28 protein-coding genes are annotated in these 14,512 nt (G+C 59.9%); all 28 read right to left on the bottom strand.

Translation table 11 applies throughout. The features are described from left to right. Positions 1–30: 30 nt before the first annotated feature. Positions 31–654, bottom strand: a complete 624-nt coding sequence (gene rpsD, locus C0Z19_RS17380) for a 30S ribosomal protein S4 (protein ID WP_102611079.1) — start codon at positions 652–654, stop codon at positions 31–33. 153 nt (positions 655–807) lie between these two features. Next, complete coding sequence (rpsK, locus tag C0Z19_RS17385) at positions 808–1,212, bottom strand: 30S ribosomal protein S11 (protein WP_017777173.1); 405 nt, start codon at positions 1,210–1,212, stop codon at positions 808–810. 28 nt (positions 1,213–1,240) lie between these two features. Next, positions 1,241–1,606, bottom strand: a complete 366-nt coding sequence (gene rpsM / locus C0Z19_RS17390; RefSeq protein ID WP_102611080.1) for a 30S ribosomal protein S13 — start codon at positions 1,604–1,606, stop codon at positions 1,241–1,243. Between the two features lie 41 nt (positions 1,607–1,647). Next, a complete protein-coding gene (gene rpmJ, locus C0Z19_RS17395) occupies positions 1,648–1,764 on the bottom strand; it encodes a 50S ribosomal protein L36 (protein ID WP_004199844.1) in 117 nt (38 codons plus the stop codon). A 20-nt stretch (positions 1,765–1,784) separates the two neighbouring features. Then, positions 1,785–2,003: a translation initiation factor IF-1 gene (gene infA, locus C0Z19_RS17400; protein WP_004521905.1), complete on the bottom strand. Its 219-nt coding sequence runs from the start codon at positions 2,001–2,003 to the stop codon at positions 1,785–1,787. Positions 2,004–2,011: 8 nt separating this feature from the next. Continuing rightward, on the bottom strand, positions 2,012–3,358 hold the full coding sequence (gene secY, locus C0Z19_RS17405; RefSeq protein ID WP_102611081.1) for a preprotein translocase subunit SecY: 1,347 nt from the start codon (positions 3,356–3,358) through the stop codon (positions 2,012–2,014). 62 nt (positions 3,359–3,420) lie between these two features. Then, positions 3,421–3,855, bottom strand: coding sequence for a 50S ribosomal protein L15 (rplO, locus tag C0Z19_RS17410; protein ID WP_102611082.1), 435 nt, complete (start codon positions 3,853–3,855; stop codon positions 3,421–3,423). 29 nt (positions 3,856–3,884) lie between these two features. Further along, a complete protein-coding gene (rpmD, locus tag C0Z19_RS17415) occupies positions 3,885–4,067 on the bottom strand; it encodes a 50S ribosomal protein L30 (protein WP_010106952.1) in 183 nt (60 codons plus the stop codon). 16 nt (positions 4,068–4,083) lie between these two features. Continuing rightward, positions 4,084–4,602 carry a 30S ribosomal protein S5 gene (gene rpsE / locus C0Z19_RS17420; RefSeq protein WP_102611083.1) on the bottom strand — a complete coding sequence of 173 codons (519 nt, stop codon included), beginning with the start codon at positions 4,600–4,602 and terminating at the stop codon, positions 4,084–4,086. A 14-nt stretch (positions 4,603–4,616) separates the two neighbouring features. Continuing rightward, complete coding sequence (rplR, locus tag C0Z19_RS17425; protein ID WP_102611084.1) at positions 4,617–4,982, bottom strand: 50S ribosomal protein L18; 366 nt, start codon at positions 4,980–4,982, stop codon at positions 4,617–4,619. A gap of 12 nt (positions 4,983–4,994) precedes the next feature. Next, a complete protein-coding gene (gene rplF / locus C0Z19_RS17430; protein ID WP_102611085.1) occupies positions 4,995–5,525 on the bottom strand; it encodes a 50S ribosomal protein L6 in 531 nt (176 codons plus the stop codon). Positions 5,526–5,546: 21 nt separating this feature from the next. Further along, a complete protein-coding gene (gene rpsH / locus C0Z19_RS17435; RefSeq protein WP_102611086.1) occupies positions 5,547–5,942 on the bottom strand; it encodes a 30S ribosomal protein S8 in 396 nt (131 codons plus the stop codon). Positions 5,943–5,956: 14 nt separating this feature from the next. Then, positions 5,957–6,262: a 30S ribosomal protein S14 gene (gene rpsN / locus C0Z19_RS17440; RefSeq protein WP_085228311.1), complete on the bottom strand. Its 306-nt coding sequence runs from the start codon at positions 6,260–6,262 to the stop codon at positions 5,957–5,959. Between the two features lie 7 nt (positions 6,263–6,269). Beyond that, positions 6,270–6,809 (bottom strand): 50S ribosomal protein L5, encoded by a 540-nt coding sequence (rplE, locus tag C0Z19_RS17445; protein WP_102611087.1) that lies wholly within the window; start codon positions 6,807–6,809, stop codon positions 6,270–6,272. Between the two features lie 17 nt (positions 6,810–6,826). Continuing rightward, on the bottom strand, positions 6,827–7,135 hold the full coding sequence (gene rplX, locus C0Z19_RS17450) for a 50S ribosomal protein L24 (protein WP_102611088.1): 309 nt from the start codon (positions 7,133–7,135) through the stop codon (positions 6,827–6,829). 9 nt (positions 7,136–7,144) lie between these two features. Next, positions 7,145–7,513 carry a 50S ribosomal protein L14 gene (rplN, locus tag C0Z19_RS17455; protein WP_102611089.1) on the bottom strand — a complete coding sequence of 123 codons (369 nt, stop codon included), beginning with the start codon at positions 7,511–7,513 and terminating at the stop codon, positions 7,145–7,147. Positions 7,514–7,803: 290 nt separating this feature from the next. Then, entirely contained in the window at positions 7,804–8,076 is a 273-nt protein-coding gene (gene rpsQ, locus C0Z19_RS17460; RefSeq protein WP_102611090.1) for a 30S ribosomal protein S17, read from the bottom strand. Next, the gene (gene rpmC / locus C0Z19_RS17465; RefSeq protein ID WP_075159014.1) at positions 8,073–8,267 is read right to left on the bottom strand and encodes a 50S ribosomal protein L29; all 195 of its coding nucleotides are present in this window, start codon (positions 8,265–8,267) and stop codon (positions 8,073–8,075) included. The genes rpsQ and rpmC overlap by 4 nt, the downstream gene beginning before the upstream one ends. Positions 8,268–8,277: 10 nt before the next feature. Continuing rightward, entirely contained in the window at positions 8,278–8,694 is a 417-nt protein-coding gene (gene rplP / locus C0Z19_RS17470) for a 50S ribosomal protein L16 (protein WP_102611091.1), read from the bottom strand. Between the two features lie 2 nt (positions 8,695–8,696). After that, positions 8,697–9,509: a 30S ribosomal protein S3 gene (gene rpsC, locus C0Z19_RS17475; RefSeq protein WP_102611092.1), complete on the bottom strand. Its 813-nt coding sequence runs from the start codon at positions 9,507–9,509 to the stop codon at positions 8,697–8,699. A gap of 11 nt (positions 9,510–9,520) precedes the next feature. Further along, positions 9,521–9,850: a 50S ribosomal protein L22 gene (gene rplV, locus C0Z19_RS17480; protein ID WP_004199272.1), complete on the bottom strand. Its 330-nt coding sequence runs from the start codon at positions 9,848–9,850 to the stop codon at positions 9,521–9,523. 12 nt (positions 9,851–9,862) lie between these two features. After that, the gene (gene rpsS, locus C0Z19_RS17485; RefSeq protein ID WP_004199273.1) at positions 9,863–10,138 is read right to left on the bottom strand and encodes a 30S ribosomal protein S19; all 276 of its coding nucleotides are present in this window, start codon (positions 10,136–10,138) and stop codon (positions 9,863–9,865) included. Positions 10,139–10,148: 10 nt separating this feature from the next. Beyond that, the gene (rplB, locus tag C0Z19_RS17490) at positions 10,149–10,976 is read right to left on the bottom strand and encodes a 50S ribosomal protein L2 (RefSeq protein ID WP_102611093.1); all 828 of its coding nucleotides are present in this window, start codon (positions 10,974–10,976) and stop codon (positions 10,149–10,151) included. 2 nt (positions 10,977–10,978) lie between these two features. Beyond that, positions 10,979–11,293: a 50S ribosomal protein L23 gene (gene rplW, locus C0Z19_RS17495; RefSeq protein ID WP_102611094.1), complete on the bottom strand. Its 315-nt coding sequence runs from the start codon at positions 11,291–11,293 to the stop codon at positions 10,979–10,981. Then, entirely contained in the window at positions 11,290–11,910 is a 621-nt protein-coding gene (gene rplD / locus C0Z19_RS17500; protein WP_102611095.1) for a 50S ribosomal protein L4, read from the bottom strand. The genes rplW and rplD overlap by 4 nt, the downstream gene beginning before the upstream one ends. Next, positions 11,910–12,608, bottom strand: a complete 699-nt coding sequence (rplC, locus tag C0Z19_RS17505) for a 50S ribosomal protein L3 (protein ID WP_102611096.1) — start codon at positions 12,606–12,608, stop codon at positions 11,910–11,912. Before rplC ends, rplD begins: the two co-directional genes overlap by 1 nt. 220 nt (positions 12,609–12,828) lie before the next feature. Beyond that, entirely contained in the window at positions 12,829–13,140 is a 312-nt protein-coding gene (rpsJ, locus tag C0Z19_RS17510; RefSeq protein WP_102611097.1) for a 30S ribosomal protein S10, read from the bottom strand. 158 nt (positions 13,141–13,298) lie between these two features. Continuing rightward, complete coding sequence (gene tuf, locus C0Z19_RS17515; RefSeq protein WP_102611098.1) at positions 13,299–14,489, bottom strand: elongation factor Tu; 1,191 nt, start codon at positions 14,487–14,489, stop codon at positions 13,299–13,301. Positions 14,490–14,512 lie beyond the last annotated feature (23 nt).

Below are 14,512 nucleotides of genomic sequence, written 5' to 3' on the forward strand. Positions count from 1 at the left end.
GCAATCGAGGTACCCCGGCCGTAAATACGATTAGCGCGAATACAATTCGACGATCAGGCTTTCGTTGATGTCGCCGGCGATATCGCTACGTTCCGGCATTTGCTTGAACGTGCCTTCGAACTTCTTCGCATCGACCGCAACCCAGCTCGCCATGCCGCTTTGCTCAGCCAGCGACAAGGCTTCGAGAATGCGCGCTTGCTTCTTGGCTTGCTCGCGCACGGCCACGACGTCGCCCGCCTTCACTTGCAGCGAAGGAATATTCGCAACCTGGCCGTTCACCGTGATCGCCTTGTGGCTCACGAGTTGGCGCGCTTCAGCGCGCGTGGAGCCGAAGCCCATGCGATAGACGACGTTATCGAGGCGCGACTCGAGCAATTGCAGCAGGTTTTCACCCGTGTTGCCCTTGCGACGGTCGGCTTCCGCGAAATAGCGGCGGAACTGACGCTCCAGCACGCCGTAGATACGCTTCACTTTTTGCTTTTCGCGAAGCTGCGTGCCGTAGTCGGACGTACGAGCGCCCGAGGTACGGCCGTGCTGGCCCGGCTTGCTGTCGAGCTTGCACTTGTCGGCGAGCGAACGACGCGCGCTCTTCAGGAACAGATCGGTGCCTTCACGGCGGGACAACTTGGCTTTAGGGCCGGTATAGCGTGCCACTTTGCATTCCTTCCAGGTTTGATCACGCAAACTTGCGTCTGCGCTAGTCCGTGCCCGATGCGGGCCGAACGGTGGGCTTAGTCAAACAAACTGCATACGCAAATAGCCTGCTGGCGCACAGGTGCGCCAGCAGGCGTCATACTGGCGCTCGTCTTAGATGCGACGGCGCTTCGGCGGACGGCAGCCGTTGTGCGGAACGGGCGTCACGTCGGAGATTGCCGTGATCTTGATGCCAAGACCATGCAATGCGCGCACCGCCGATTCGCGACCGGGGCCGGGGCCCTTGATCCGCACTTCGAGGTTCTTCACGCCGTATTCCATCGCCACGCGACCGGCCGACTCAGCTGCAACCTGCGCCGCGAACGGCGTCGATTTGCGCGAGCCCTTGAAGCCCTGGCCACCCGACGTTGCCCAGGCAAGCGCGTTGCCTTGACGATCGGTGATCGTGATGATGGTGTTGTTGAACGACGCGTGAACGTGAACCACGCCCTCGGCGACGTTCTTCTTGACCTTCTTGCGAACGCGTTGCGCCGCGGTGTTGTTCGAAGCCTTAGCCATTACGTTTTCCTGTAACTGTCAGTCGCGCTTATTTCTTCAGCGATTGGGCAGCGCGGCGCGGACCCTTGCGAGTACGCGCGTTCGTACGCGTACGTTGGCCACGCAGGGGAAGACCCTTGCGATGACGCACACCGCGGTAGCAGCCGAGATCCATCAGACGCTTGATGTTCATCGTCACTTCGCGGCGCAGATCGCCCTCAACGACAAACTTGCCGACTTCGTCACGCAGCTTCTCGAGATCCGCGTCCGTCAGGTCTTTGACCTTCTTGGTCACTTCGACGCCAGCCGCTTCGCAAATCTTTTGCGAACGCGTAAGGCCGATCCCGTAGATGGCCGTGAGGCCGATCTTCGTGTGCTTGTGGTTCGGGATGTTCACCCCTGCAATACGAGCCATTGTTTTTCCTCAAACAAAAAGCGCAAGCAAAAGCGCGGCGTTCAGCCTTGGCGCTGTTTGTGGCGCGGATCAGAGCTGCAAATCACGCGCACGACACCCTTGCGCTTGATGATCTTGCAATTGCGGCAAATGCGCTTAACCGATGCCATCACTTTCATGATATTACCCTTTTTTCAAATCACTTCGCCCGGAACACGATCCGTGCACGCGACAGATCGTAAGGCGTCAACTCAACCGTCACCTTGTCGCCCGGAAGAATGCGGATGTAGTGCATGCGCATCTTCCCAGAGATATGCCCCAACACGACATGGCCGTTTTCCAGCTTCACGCGGAAGGTAGCATTGGGCAGATTCTCGATCACCTCACCCTGCATCTGGATTACATCGTCTTTGGCCATAAGTCCTTTCAACGCATCGGGATGTTGGTGCCCTTGAAGTTCGCCTTCTTGAGCAACGACTCATACTGTTGCGACATAACGTACGACTGCACCTGCGCCATGAAGTCCATTGTGACGACGACAATGATCAACAGCGACGTCCCGCCAAAATAAAACGGCACGTTCCAGCGCAGCACCAAAAATTCGGGCAACAAGCAGACGAACACGATATAGATCGCACCGGCCAGCGTCAGACGCGTCAGGATGCGGTCGATATAACGTGCGGTCTGGTCACCGGGGCGGATGCCCGGAACAAACGCACCGCTCTTCTTCAGGTTGTCCGCCGTCTCTCTGCTGTTGAACACCAAGGCGGTGTAGAAGAAGCAGAAAAAGACGATCGCCAACGCGTACAGCAACACGTACACAGGCTGACCCGGCTTCAGCGCTTCGGCCACGTTGTGCAGCGTGTCGGTGAGCCAGCTGCCGCGCGCGCCCGAGCTGAACCAATTCAGGATCGTTGCCGGGAACAGGATGATCGACGATGCGAAGATCGGCGGAATCACGCCCGACATGTTCAGCTTGAGCGGCAAATGCGACGACTGCCCGCCGTAAATTTTGTTACCGACCTGGCGCTTCGCGTAGTTCACGAGGATCTTGCGTTGGCCGCGTTCGATGAAGACGACGAGATACGTCACCGCACCGATCAACGCCACCACGACGATCGCCGTGAACGGGTGCATCGAACCCGACTGCACCAGCGAGACGAGCCCGCCGACCGCATTCGGGAAACCCGCTGCGATACCGCCGAAGATGATGATCGAAATCCCGTTGCCGAGCCCGCGTTCCGTGATCTGCTCACCGAGCCACATCAGGAACATCGTGCCGGTCACGAGCGTCACCACCGTCGTCAGGCGAAACACCATGCCTGGATCGATCACGAGGCCCGGCTGATTCTCGAGCGCGACGGCAATGCCGAACGCCTGGAATGTCGCCAACAGCACCGTGAAGACCCGTGTGTACTGCGTAATCTTGCGCTGTCCGGCCTGGCCTTCCTTCTTCAGCGCTTCGAGCTGCGGCGACACGATCGCGAGCAACTGCATGATGATCGACGAGGAGATGTACGGCATGATCCCCAACGCGAAAATCGTGAATCGCGACAGCGCGCCACCCGAGAACATGTTGAACATGCCCAGGATGCCGCCCGACTGGCTCTGGAACAGCTTCGCCAACTGATCCGGGTCGATCCCCGGCACCGGAATGTGCGCGCCGATGCGATAGACGATCAACGCCAGCAGCAGGAACACTGCCCGCCGGCGCAAGTCGCCAAACTTCGCCGTGCTTCGACCGGTTTTTGCGAGACTCGGGCTGTTAGCCAAGTACCTTCTCCGATGCAAATGCCATTGACGGCAATCGGCCTTTCACTCGATCGAAAAGCCGCTTACTCGGCGAACGAGCCGCCGGCCGCTTCGATCGCGGCGCGTGCGCCCTTCGTCGCGCCGAGGCCCTTCACGACGATCTTGCGCGAGATCTCGCCGGTGGCGATGATCTTGGCGCTCTTCGTCAGTTCACCGACGAGGCCGGCTTGCTTCAGTGCGAGCAGGTCGATTTCGTCAACGGGCAACGCTTGCAGATCGCCGAGGCGCACTTCACCGACGAATTCCTTCGTCAGCGACGTAAAGCCACGCTTGGGCAGACGACGTTGCAGCGGCATCTGACCGCCTTCGAAGCCGACCTTATGAAAGCCGCCCGAACGCGATTTCTGACCCTTGTGACCACGGCCGGCCGTCTTGCCGAGGCCGGAGCCGATACCGCGGCCGACGCGACGCTTGGCGTGCTTGGCGCCTGCGGCCGGCTTCAGGTTATTCAATTCCATATTCAACTCCTCGAGTCCCTGGTCCGCGTTTAGCCGATGACCTTAACGAGGTACGAGACCTTGTTGATCATGCCGCGCACGGCGGGCGTGTCTTGCAATTCGCTGACCGAGTTGAGTCGGCGCAGGCCCAGGCCGCGCACCGTGGCACGGTGCGTTTCGCGGGTCCCAATCAGGCTCTTCACGAGCTGAACCTTGACAGTTTTTTCAGACATGGTGACCACCTAGGCATTAGCCCAAAATTTCTTCGACCGACTTGCCGCGCTTCGCCGCGATGTCCGCCGGCGTCGACTGCTTGCGCAGCCCGTCGAGCGTGGCACGCACGAGGTTGTACGGGTTCGTCGAACCGTGGCTCTTCGAGACGACGTTGCGCACGCCCATCACGTCGAACACTGCGCGCATCGGACCGCCGGCGATCACGCCGGTACCTTCCTTCGCCGGGGCGAGGAGGACGGTCGAAGCGCCGTGCTTGCCATGCACTTCATGTTGCAGCGTGCCGTTCTTCAGGGGCACCTTGAACATGTTGCGGCGAGCCTGCTCCATTGCCTTTTGCACGGCAACGGGCACTTCCTTCGCCTTGCCCTTGCCCATGCCGACGCGGCCATCACCGTCGCCAACCACGGTCAGTGCGGCGAAGCCGAGAATACGGCCGCCCTTCACCACCTTGGTCACGCGGTTGACCGAGATCATCTTTTCGCGAAGGCCGTCGTCGCGCTCGTCAGCCTGAACTTTCGCTTGCATCTTTGCCATGACGAATTCCTTCCTTAGAACTTGAGCCCGGCTTCGCGCGCCGCATCAGCCAGCGCTTTCACGCGGCCGTGGTAGCGAAAGCCCGAGCGATCGAAGGCGACGGATTCGACGCCGGCAGCCTTGGCTTTTTCAGCGATCCGCTTGCCGATCAGCGTGGCGGCGGCGATGTTGCCGCCCTTGCCCGTCTTGTCGGCCAACTGCGCACGCACTTCAGCTTCGAGCGTCGACGCGCTGGCGAGCACCTTGGTGCCGCAGGGCGAGAACACTTGCGCATAAATGTGCGTGTTCGTGCGATGCACGGCAAGGCGCGCGACCTGCAATTCGGCGATCTTGATACGCGTCTGACGAGCGCGGCGCAGGCGAGATTGAGTCTTATCCATGATTGCGCACCCTTACTTCTTCTTCGTTTCTTTGAGGATCACCACCTCGTCGGCATAGCGCACACCCTTGCCCTTGTAGGGCTCAGGCGGACGATAGCCGCGCACTTCGGCAGCGACTTGGCCGACTTTCTGCTTGTCGATCCCCTTGATCACGATTTCCGTTTGCGATGGGGTTTCTGCCTTCACGCCTTCCGGCATTTGGTGCACCACAGGGTGCGAGAAACCCAGCGACAGGTTGAGCTTGTCGCCTTGCGCTTGTGCACGGTAGCCGACGCCGACGAGCGTGAGCTTGCGCTCGAAGCCCTTCGTTGCGCCATGCACCATGTTCGCGACGATCGCGCGCATCGTGCCCGACATTGCGTTCGCTTCGCGGCTTTCGTCTGCCGGCTCGAACTTCAGGAACGCGCCGTCGACAACGATGTTCACAAGTTTGTTCAGCGACTGCGAAATCGTGCCGAGCGCGCCCTTCACCGTAATGAGGCCGTCTGCGACCTTCACTTCGGCGCCATTGAGCGCGACCGGGCTTTTACCTACTCGAGACATGTTTCTTCTCCTCTTTCGGCGTTAAGCGACGTAGCAGATGACTTCGCCGCCGACGCCAGTGGCGCGGGCCTTGCGGTCGGTCATCACACCCTTGGGCGTCGACACGATCGCGACGCCGAGGCCGTTCATGACCTGCGGGATGTCGTTGCGACCACGGTACACGCGCAGGCCGGGCTTCGAGACGCGCTCGAGGCGCTCGATGACCGGACGGCCGGCGTAGTACTTCAACGCGATGTTCAATTCCGACTTCGCACCTTCCGACTTCACTGCGAAGTCGTCGATGTAGCCTTCGTCCTTCAGGACCTGCGCAATCGCCACTTTGACCTTCGACGAGGGCATCGCGACCGTTACCTTCTCGACCATCTGCGCGTTGCGGATGCGAGTCAGCATATCGGCGATAGGATCACTCATGCTCATTTATGTTTCTCCTATTACCAGCTCGCCTTGGTCAGGCCGGGGATCTCGCCACGGAATGCGATTTCGCGAATCTTGTTACGCGCAAGTCCGAACTTGCGGAACGTGCCACGCGGACGACCCGTGATCGCGCAGCGATTACGCTTACGCGTCGGGTTCGCGTTACGGGGCAGTTGTTGCAGCTCGAGACGAGCTGCATAGCGCTCTTCTTCCGACTTCGATTGGTCGTCGATGATCGCTTTCAGCGCTTCGCGCTTCGGTGCGAACTTCGCAGCCAGGCGGGCGCGCTTCTTTTCACGTTCGATCAGTGCCAGTTTAGCCACGGTAACCTCAGTTTCTGAACGGGAACTTGAAGCTGGCGAGCAGTGCCTTGGCTTCTTCGTCGGTCTTCGCCGTCGTGGTGATGCTGATATTCAGCCCACGCAGTGCGTCGATTTTGTCGTAGTCGATTTCGGGGAAAATGATCTGCTCTTTCACACCGATGTTGTAGTTGCCGCGACCGTCGAACGCACGACCCGACACACCACGGAAGTCACGTACACGCGGCAGCGCCACGGTAACGAAACGATCGAGGAATTCGTACATAGCCTGACCACGCAGCGTGACCATCGCGCCGATCGGGTAGCCCTGACGGATCTTGAAGCCCGCGATTGCCTTGCGAGCCTTCGTCACGACCGGCTTTTGACCCGCGATCTTCGTCAGATCGCCAACGGCGTTTTCGATGATCTTCTTGTCAGCGACGGCTTCGCCAAGACCCATATTCAGGGTGATCTTGGTGATACGCGGCACTTCCATGATCGACTTGTAGCCGAACTTCTCGATGAGGCCGGGAACGACCTTCTCTTTGTAAAACTCTTGCAAACGAGCCATTTTTATACTCCGCAGCGTCAGGCGCTCAGCACGGCACCGGTCGTCTTCAGGAAGCGCACCTTCTCGCCGTCCTCGACCTTGATGCCCACACGCGAGGCTTTGCCGTTCGCATCAACGAGCGCGACGTTCGAAATGTGCAGCGGCATCGTCTTCGCTTCGACGCCGCCCGTCGTACCCTTCATCGGGTTCGGCTTGACGTGCTTCTTGACGAGATTGATACCTTCCACCGTCACGCGATCTTCGCCGACGGCGAGCACGACACCGCGCTTGCCCTTGTCTTTACCGGTGATGACGACGACTTCGTCACCCTTGCGAATCTTGTTCATCGCGACTCCTTACAGCACTTCGGGGGCCAGCGAAACGATCTTCATGAACCGTTCGCTACGCAACTCACGCGTGACCGGCCCAAAAATGCGGGTGCCGATGGGCTCGAGCTTGGCATTCAACAAGACAGCAGCGTTGCCGTCGAACTTGATCAGCGAGCCGTCCTGGCGACGCACACCCTTGGCGGTGCGAACCACCACGGCGTTGTAGATTTCGCCTTTCTTCACGCGCCCGCGCGGCGTTGCCTCTTTGACGCTCACCTTGATGATGTCGCCGATGCTGGCGTAACGACGCTTCGAGCCGCCGAGCACCTTGATGCACATGACTTCACGCGCACCCGTGTTGTCGGCCACTTCAAGCCGAGATTCGGTCTGGATCATGATTAACTTTTCCCAACTTAATCCGCCTGCACCACCATGGTTCAGCCGGTCAGTCTTGGTCCCGTCAGCCAATCGGCTGCTTGGGTTAGAACAGCAGCGACGGCACACGAAACCGCCATCGCAATCGAGTGATTCATTCGGACGGGACTGCTGCCCTTCCGCTTCCCTTCCACTTCGCCCGCAACGGATCCCATAAAGAGGGAAGACCGAGATTATATCAAACAATCTCGGTCTTGCAAGCGAAATCTACTGCGACTTCAACTACTTCTACTGCCTGCTACTCAGCCGCTTCAGATGACACGCGCAGCTTCGACCAAGCGCGACACGGTCCAGGCTTTCGTCTTCGAGATCGGACGCGTTTCCTGGATTTCAACGAGGTCGCCCTCGTTGTACGTGTTCGCGTCGTCGTGTGCGTGGTACTTCTTCGAGCGCACGACGTACTTGCCGTAGATCGGGTGCTTCACGCGATGCTCGACGAGCACGGTGACCGTCTTGTCCATCTTGTTGCTGACGACCTTGCCGACCAGCGTCCGCTTGAGCGAGGTTTTAACGCTATCGTTCATTTCTGGTTCGCCTTCTCAGTCAGGACGGTCCGCACACGCGCGATGTCGCGACGAACCTTCTTCAGCTGGCTCGTGTTCGTGAGCTGCTGCGTCGCGAGTTGCATGCGCAGGCCGAATTGCGCTTTCAACAGGTCCGACAGCTCCTTGTTGAGCGCGGCCTTGTCTTTCTGGTGAAGTTCGGAAGCCTTCATCGTTTGCTCCTTAGGCGCCAAGCTGACGAACGATGAACGTCGTCTTCAGCGGCAGCTTCGCTGCAGCGAGACGGAACGCTTCACGCGCCAACTCTTCGGATACGCCATCCATTTCGTACAGCATCTTGCCCGGCTGAATCTCGGCGACGTAGTACTCAGGGTTACCCTTACCGTTACCCATCCGTACTTCGGCCGGCTTTTGCGAAATCGGCTTGTCCGGGAAAATGCGAATCCAAATGCGGCCGCCGCGCTTGATGTGACGCGTCATGGCACGACGCGCCGCTTCAATTTGACGCGCGGTCAGACGGCCGCGACCGATAGCCTTCAGGCCGAATTCACCGAACGACACGGCGTTGCCGCGCGTCGCGATACCGGTGTTACGACCCTTCTGCTCTTTGCGATACTTCCTGCGTTTCGGTTGCAGCATCGTTATTCTCCAGTCTTGCCGTCGCCGCCTGCGTTGCCGCCGGCAGCACCGCGACGCGGCGCACCACGGCGAGCACCCGCGGGCGCGCCACCTTCACCGTCACGGCGGGGACGGCGATCGCCCGGACGTGCGTTACGGCGCGGACGCTTCTCTTCCGGCGCTTCTTCGACGACCGGCGCTTCGTTACGGCCCAGCGTGTCGCCCTTGTAGACCCACACCTTCACGCCGATGATGCCGTACGTCGTCTTCGCTTCCGACGTTGCGTAGTCGATATCGGCACGCAGCGTGTGCAGCGGCACGCGACCTTCGCGATACCACTCCGTACGTGCGATTTCGATACCGTTCAGACGGCCGGCACTCATGATCTTGATGCCTTGCGCGCCCAGACGCATCGCGTTTTGCATTGCACGCTTCATCGCGCGGCGGAACATGATCCGACGCTCGAGCTGTTGCGTGATGGAATCGGCGATCAACTGCGCATCGGTTTCCGGCTTGCGGATTTCCTCGATGTTCACATGAACGGGCACGCCCATGCGCTTTTGCAGTTCCGTCTTCAGAAGTTCGATGTCTTCGCCCTTCTTGCCGATGACGACGCCAGGACGCGAGCTGTAAATCGTGATGCGCGCGTTCTTCGCCGGACGCTCGATCACGATACGGCCGACCGAAGCGTTCTTCAGCTTCTTCTTCAGGTATTCACGAACACCGATGTCTTCCTGGAGCATCGCTGCGAAATTGTTGTTGCTCGCGTACCAACGCGAAGCCCAATTCCGCTTGACGGCCAGACGGAAGCCAGTCGGATGAATTTTCTGTCCCATCGTATGACCCCTTAATTCCCGACCGTCACAGTGATGTGACAGGATTGCTTCTCGATGCGATTGCCGCGGCCCTTGGCGCGCGCGGTGAACCGCTTCAGCGAGGCAGCCTTGTCGACGTAGATGCTCTTGATCTTGAGCTCGTCGATGTCGGCGCCTTCGTTGTGCTCCGCATTCGCGATCGCCGACAGCACGACCTTCTTCACGATGCCAGCCGCTTTCTTCGGCGAGAACGTCAGGACGTTCAGCGCCTTGTCGACCGGCAAACCGCGGATCTGGTCGGCCACAAGGCGCGTTTTCTGCGCCGAGATGCGGGCACCGCGATGAATTGCTTTCACTTCCATCTTGATTGCCCCTTATTTCTTGGCCTTCTTGTCGGCCGCGTGACCCTTGAACGTCCGGGTCAATGCGAACTCGCCAAGCTTGTGGCCGACCATGTTTTCCGAGATGTACACCGGAACGTGTTGACGGCCGTTGTGAACGGCGATCGTCAAACCGATGAAATCCGGGAGGATCGTCGAGCGACGCGACCAGGTCTTGATCGGCTTCTTGTCGCGCGAAGCTGCAGCCGCCTCAACTTTCTTCAGCAAATGGGCGTCGCAGAACGGACCTTTTTTAACAGAACGTGCCATTGCCTACTCCTTAACGCTTGTGACGGCGCTGGACGATCATCGTCGTCGTGCGCTTGTTGCGACGGGTGCGATAGCCCTTCGTCTGCTGGCCCCACGGGCTCACCGGATGGCGACCGGCAGCAGTACGGCCCTCACCACCACCGTGCGGGTGATCGACCGGGTTCATCGCCACACCACGCACCGTCGGGCGGATGCCACGCCAGCGGTTCGCACCGGCCTTACCGATTTGACGCAGGCTGTGCTCTTCGTTACCGACTTCGCCGATCGTTGCGCGGCACTCGATGTGCACGCGGCGGATTTCGCCCGAACGCAGGCGAACCTGCGCGTACGTGCCTTCACGTGCCAACAGCATGGCCGACGTACCGGCCGAGCGCGCGATTTGCGCGCCCTTGCCCGGCAACATCTCGATGCAGTGGATCGTCGTACCGACCGGGATGTTGCGGATCGGCAGCGTGTTGCCTGCACGAATCGGCGCTTCCGAGCCCGACATCAGTTGTTGACCGACCGTCATGCCCTTCGACGCGATGATGTAGCGACGCTCGCCGTCTGCATACAACACGAGTGCGATGTTGGCGCTACGGTTCGGGTCGTATTCGATACGCTCGACCTTCGCCGGAATGCCGTCCTTCGTGCGACGGAAATCGATGACGCGATAGTGTTGCTTGTGACCGCCGCCTTGATGGCGCGTCGTCACGTGACCGTTGTTGTTACGGCCGGCAGCCTTGCTCTGCGGCTCGAGCAGCGCAGCGTGCGGCTTGCCCTTGTACAGATCCTTGTTGACCACCTTGACCATCGCGCGGCGACCCGGCGAAGTCGGCTTAACTTTCACGATTGCCATGATTACTTGGCCTCCGCTTCAAAGTTGATTTCCTGGCCCGGCTTCAGGCAAACGTACGCCTTGCGCACGTCCTTACGACGGCCCATGAAACGGCCGAAACGCTTGGCCTTGCCCTTGACGTTCAGCACGTTGACGGAATCGACTTCCACCTTGAACAGCAGCTCAACGGCGGCCTTGACTTCCTGCTTCGTCGCATCGGGGGCGATTTCGAACACGACTTGCTCGTTCTTATCAGCCACCAGCGTCGCCTTTTCGGAGATCACCGGCGCGAGCAGAACCTGCATCAAACGATGATCGTTCTTGCGAATCTCGCTCATGACAGCAACTCCTCGATCTGGGCGACCGCTGCCTTCGTGATCAGCACTTTCTTGAAGTAGATCAGCGACAGCGGATCGGCGTAACGCGGCTCGACAACGGCCACGTGGGCCAGATTGCGCGACGCGAGGTACAGGTTCTCGTCAACCGTATCGGTAATGACCAGCACGGACTCAAGACCCATGGCCTTGAATTTTTCGGCCAACAGCTTCGTCTTCGGCGCTTCGAGAACGATGTCCTCGACGACCGACAGGCGGCCTTCGCGAGCGAGCTGCGAGAAGATCGAGCAGAGACCTGCACGATGCATCTTCTTGTTGACCTTGTGCGAGAAGTTCTCTTCGGGCGAGTTCGGGAAAATCCGACCACCGCCACGCCACAACGGGCTCGACGACATACCGGCACGAGCACGGCCCGTACCCTTTTGACGCCACGGCTTCTTCGTCGTGTGCTTGACCTGCTCGCGATCCTTCTGCGCGCGGTTGCCGCTACGGGCATTGGCTTGATAAGCCACCACAACCTGGTGAATCAGCGCTTCGTTGTAATCACGACCGAACACGACGTCCGACGCGCTCACGCCTGCGCCTTCCTGACCATTAGCATTGAGGAGCTTCAGTTCCATTATTTCGCTCCTTTCACGGCACGCGCCTTCACTGCCGGCGTCACGAACACTTTGCCACCCTTCGCGCCCGGAACCGCACCCTTGACGAGCAGCAGGCTCCGCTCGGCGTCGATGCGAGCGATTTCGAGGTTCTGCACCGTGACGGTGTCGTCACCCATGTGACCCGTCATGCGCTTGCCGGGGAACACGCGACCCGGATCTTGCGCCATACCGATCGAACCCGGCACGTTGTGCGAACGCGAGTTACCGTGCGAAGCGCGGCCCGAGCTGAAGTTGTAGCGTTTGATCGTGCCGGCATAACCCTTACCGATCGACACGCCTTGCACATCGATCTTTTGGCCGACTTCGAAGATATCCACACCGATCACGGCGCCGGCGGACAGCTCGGCAGCCTTGGCGGCATCGATGGGGAATTCCTTGAGGATTTCACCGGCTTGTACGCCGGCTTTGGCGAGGTGACCTGCCAGCGGCTTCGTCACACGTGATGCACGGCGCGTACCGAATGCCACTTGAACGGCCGTATAGCCATCCGTTTCAACGGTCTTGATCTGCGTCACGCGGTTGTCAGACACATCCAGCACGGTGACGGGAATCGAGTCCCCATCCGCCGTGAAGATACGCGTCATGCCAACCTTGCGACCTACGAGTCCAAGCTTACGCTTGGAACTATCGTGTCCAAGGCTCATCGTTTTCTCCATTCCCGACTGCGATTGGCCGGGGCTAATTTACAAAATGTCGGCGCCAGCAGGCTCGTTAACCGCGAGCCGCACTGCCTTTTGTGCCGCATCGCCGCGCACGAACTGACACCGACTTTTTACGCGAATGCGCGAAAAGCCTTGCATTATAGCGAGGCTTTCCGTTTTCCGCAAGCAATCAAAGACTTACCGCCGCCGCCCGCGGGCCGCGGCCGCACAAACCTTATTGCAGCTTGATTTCGACGTCGACACCGGCCGGCAGATCGAGCTTCATCAATGCGTCGACCGTCTTGTCCGTCGGATCGACGATGTCCATCAGGCGTTGGTGCGTACGGATTTCGAGCTGGTCGCGCGACGTCTTGTTGACGTGCGGCGAACGCAGGATGTCGAAGCGTTGAATGCGGGTAGGCAGGGGCACCGGGCCGCAGACGATCGCACCAGTCCGCTTCGCCGTATCGACGATCTCGGCTGCCGATTGATCGATCAGGCGATAGTCGAATGCCTTCAGGCGGATGCGGATTTTTTGCTTTTGCATGACGATTCCTTCGAAAGAGCGAGGCGGTTTTGCGCCGCCAAATTAATAAAAGAACGTGGGCTCGGTCGTCTCCGGGAGGAGCGCGGCCGAGCCCGGGCGCGTTTTACTGCGGTACGGCGTGTACAACCGGTGCTGCGTTTAATGCCAAGCCAGCGATTTTACTCGATGATCTTCGCAACGACACCTGCGCCGACGGTACGGCCACCTTCGCGGATGGCGAAGCGCAGACCTTCTTCCATGGCGATCGGGGCGATCAGCTTGACCGTGATCGCCACGTTGTCGCCCGGCATCACCATTTCCTTGTCCTTCGGCAGCTCGATCGAGCCCGTCACGTCCGTCGTACGGAAGTAGAACTGCGGACGGTAGTTGTTGAAGAACGGCGTGTGACGGCCGCCTTCGTCCTTGCTCAGCACGTACACCTCAGCCGTGAAGTGCGTGTGCGGCGTGATCGAACCGGGCTTGGCCAACACCTGGCCGCGCTCCACGTCTTCGCGCTTCGTGCCGCGCAGCAGGATACCGACGTTGTCGCCTGCTTGACCTTGATCGAGCAGCTTGCGGAACATTTCCACGCCCGTGCAGGTCGTCTTCACCGTCGGCTTGATACCGACGATTTCGATTTCCTCGCCAACCTTGACCACGCCACGCTCGACACGACCCGTCACCACCGTACCGCGGCCCGAGATCGAGAACACGTCTTCCACCGGCATCAGGAACGCACCGTCCACCGCGCGCTCCGGCGTCGGGATGTACGTATCGAGCGCATCGGCCAGGTTCATGATCGCCACTTCACCGAGCTCGCCCTTGTCGCCTTCCAGCGCCAGCTTGGCCGAACCCTTGATGATCGGCGTGTCGTCGCCCGGGAAGTCGTACTTCGAGAGCAGCTCGCGCACTTCCATTTCCACGAGCTCGAGCAGCTCGGCGTCGTCCACCATGTCGCACTTGTTCAGGAACACGATGATGTACGGCACGCCAACCTGACGGGCCAACAGGATGTGCTCGCGCGTTTGCGGCATCGGGCCGTCAGCGGCCGAACACACCAGGATCGCGCCGTCCATTTGCGCCGCGCCCGTGATCATGTTCTTCACGTAGTCGGCGTGGCCCGGGCAGTCAACGTGTGCGTAGTGACGGTTCGCCGTTTCGTATTCCACGTGCGCCGTGTTGATCGTGATGCCGCGCGCCTTTTCTTCCGGCGCCGCGTCGATCTGGTCGTACGCCTTCGCCTCGCCGCCGAACTTCGCCGTCAGCACCGTCGTGATCGCCGCCGTCAGCGTCGTCTTGCCATGATCCACGTGACCGATCGTGCCGACGTTCACGTGCGGCTTGGTCCGTTCGAATTTACCTTTAGCCATGATTCTCTTCTTTCAAAAAGTAG

The sequence above is a fragment of the Trinickia soli genome, assembly GCF_002879855.1.
In the GTDB taxonomy this organism is placed as follows: Bacteria; Pseudomonadota; Gammaproteobacteria; order Burkholderiales; family Burkholderiaceae; genus Trinickia; species Trinickia soli.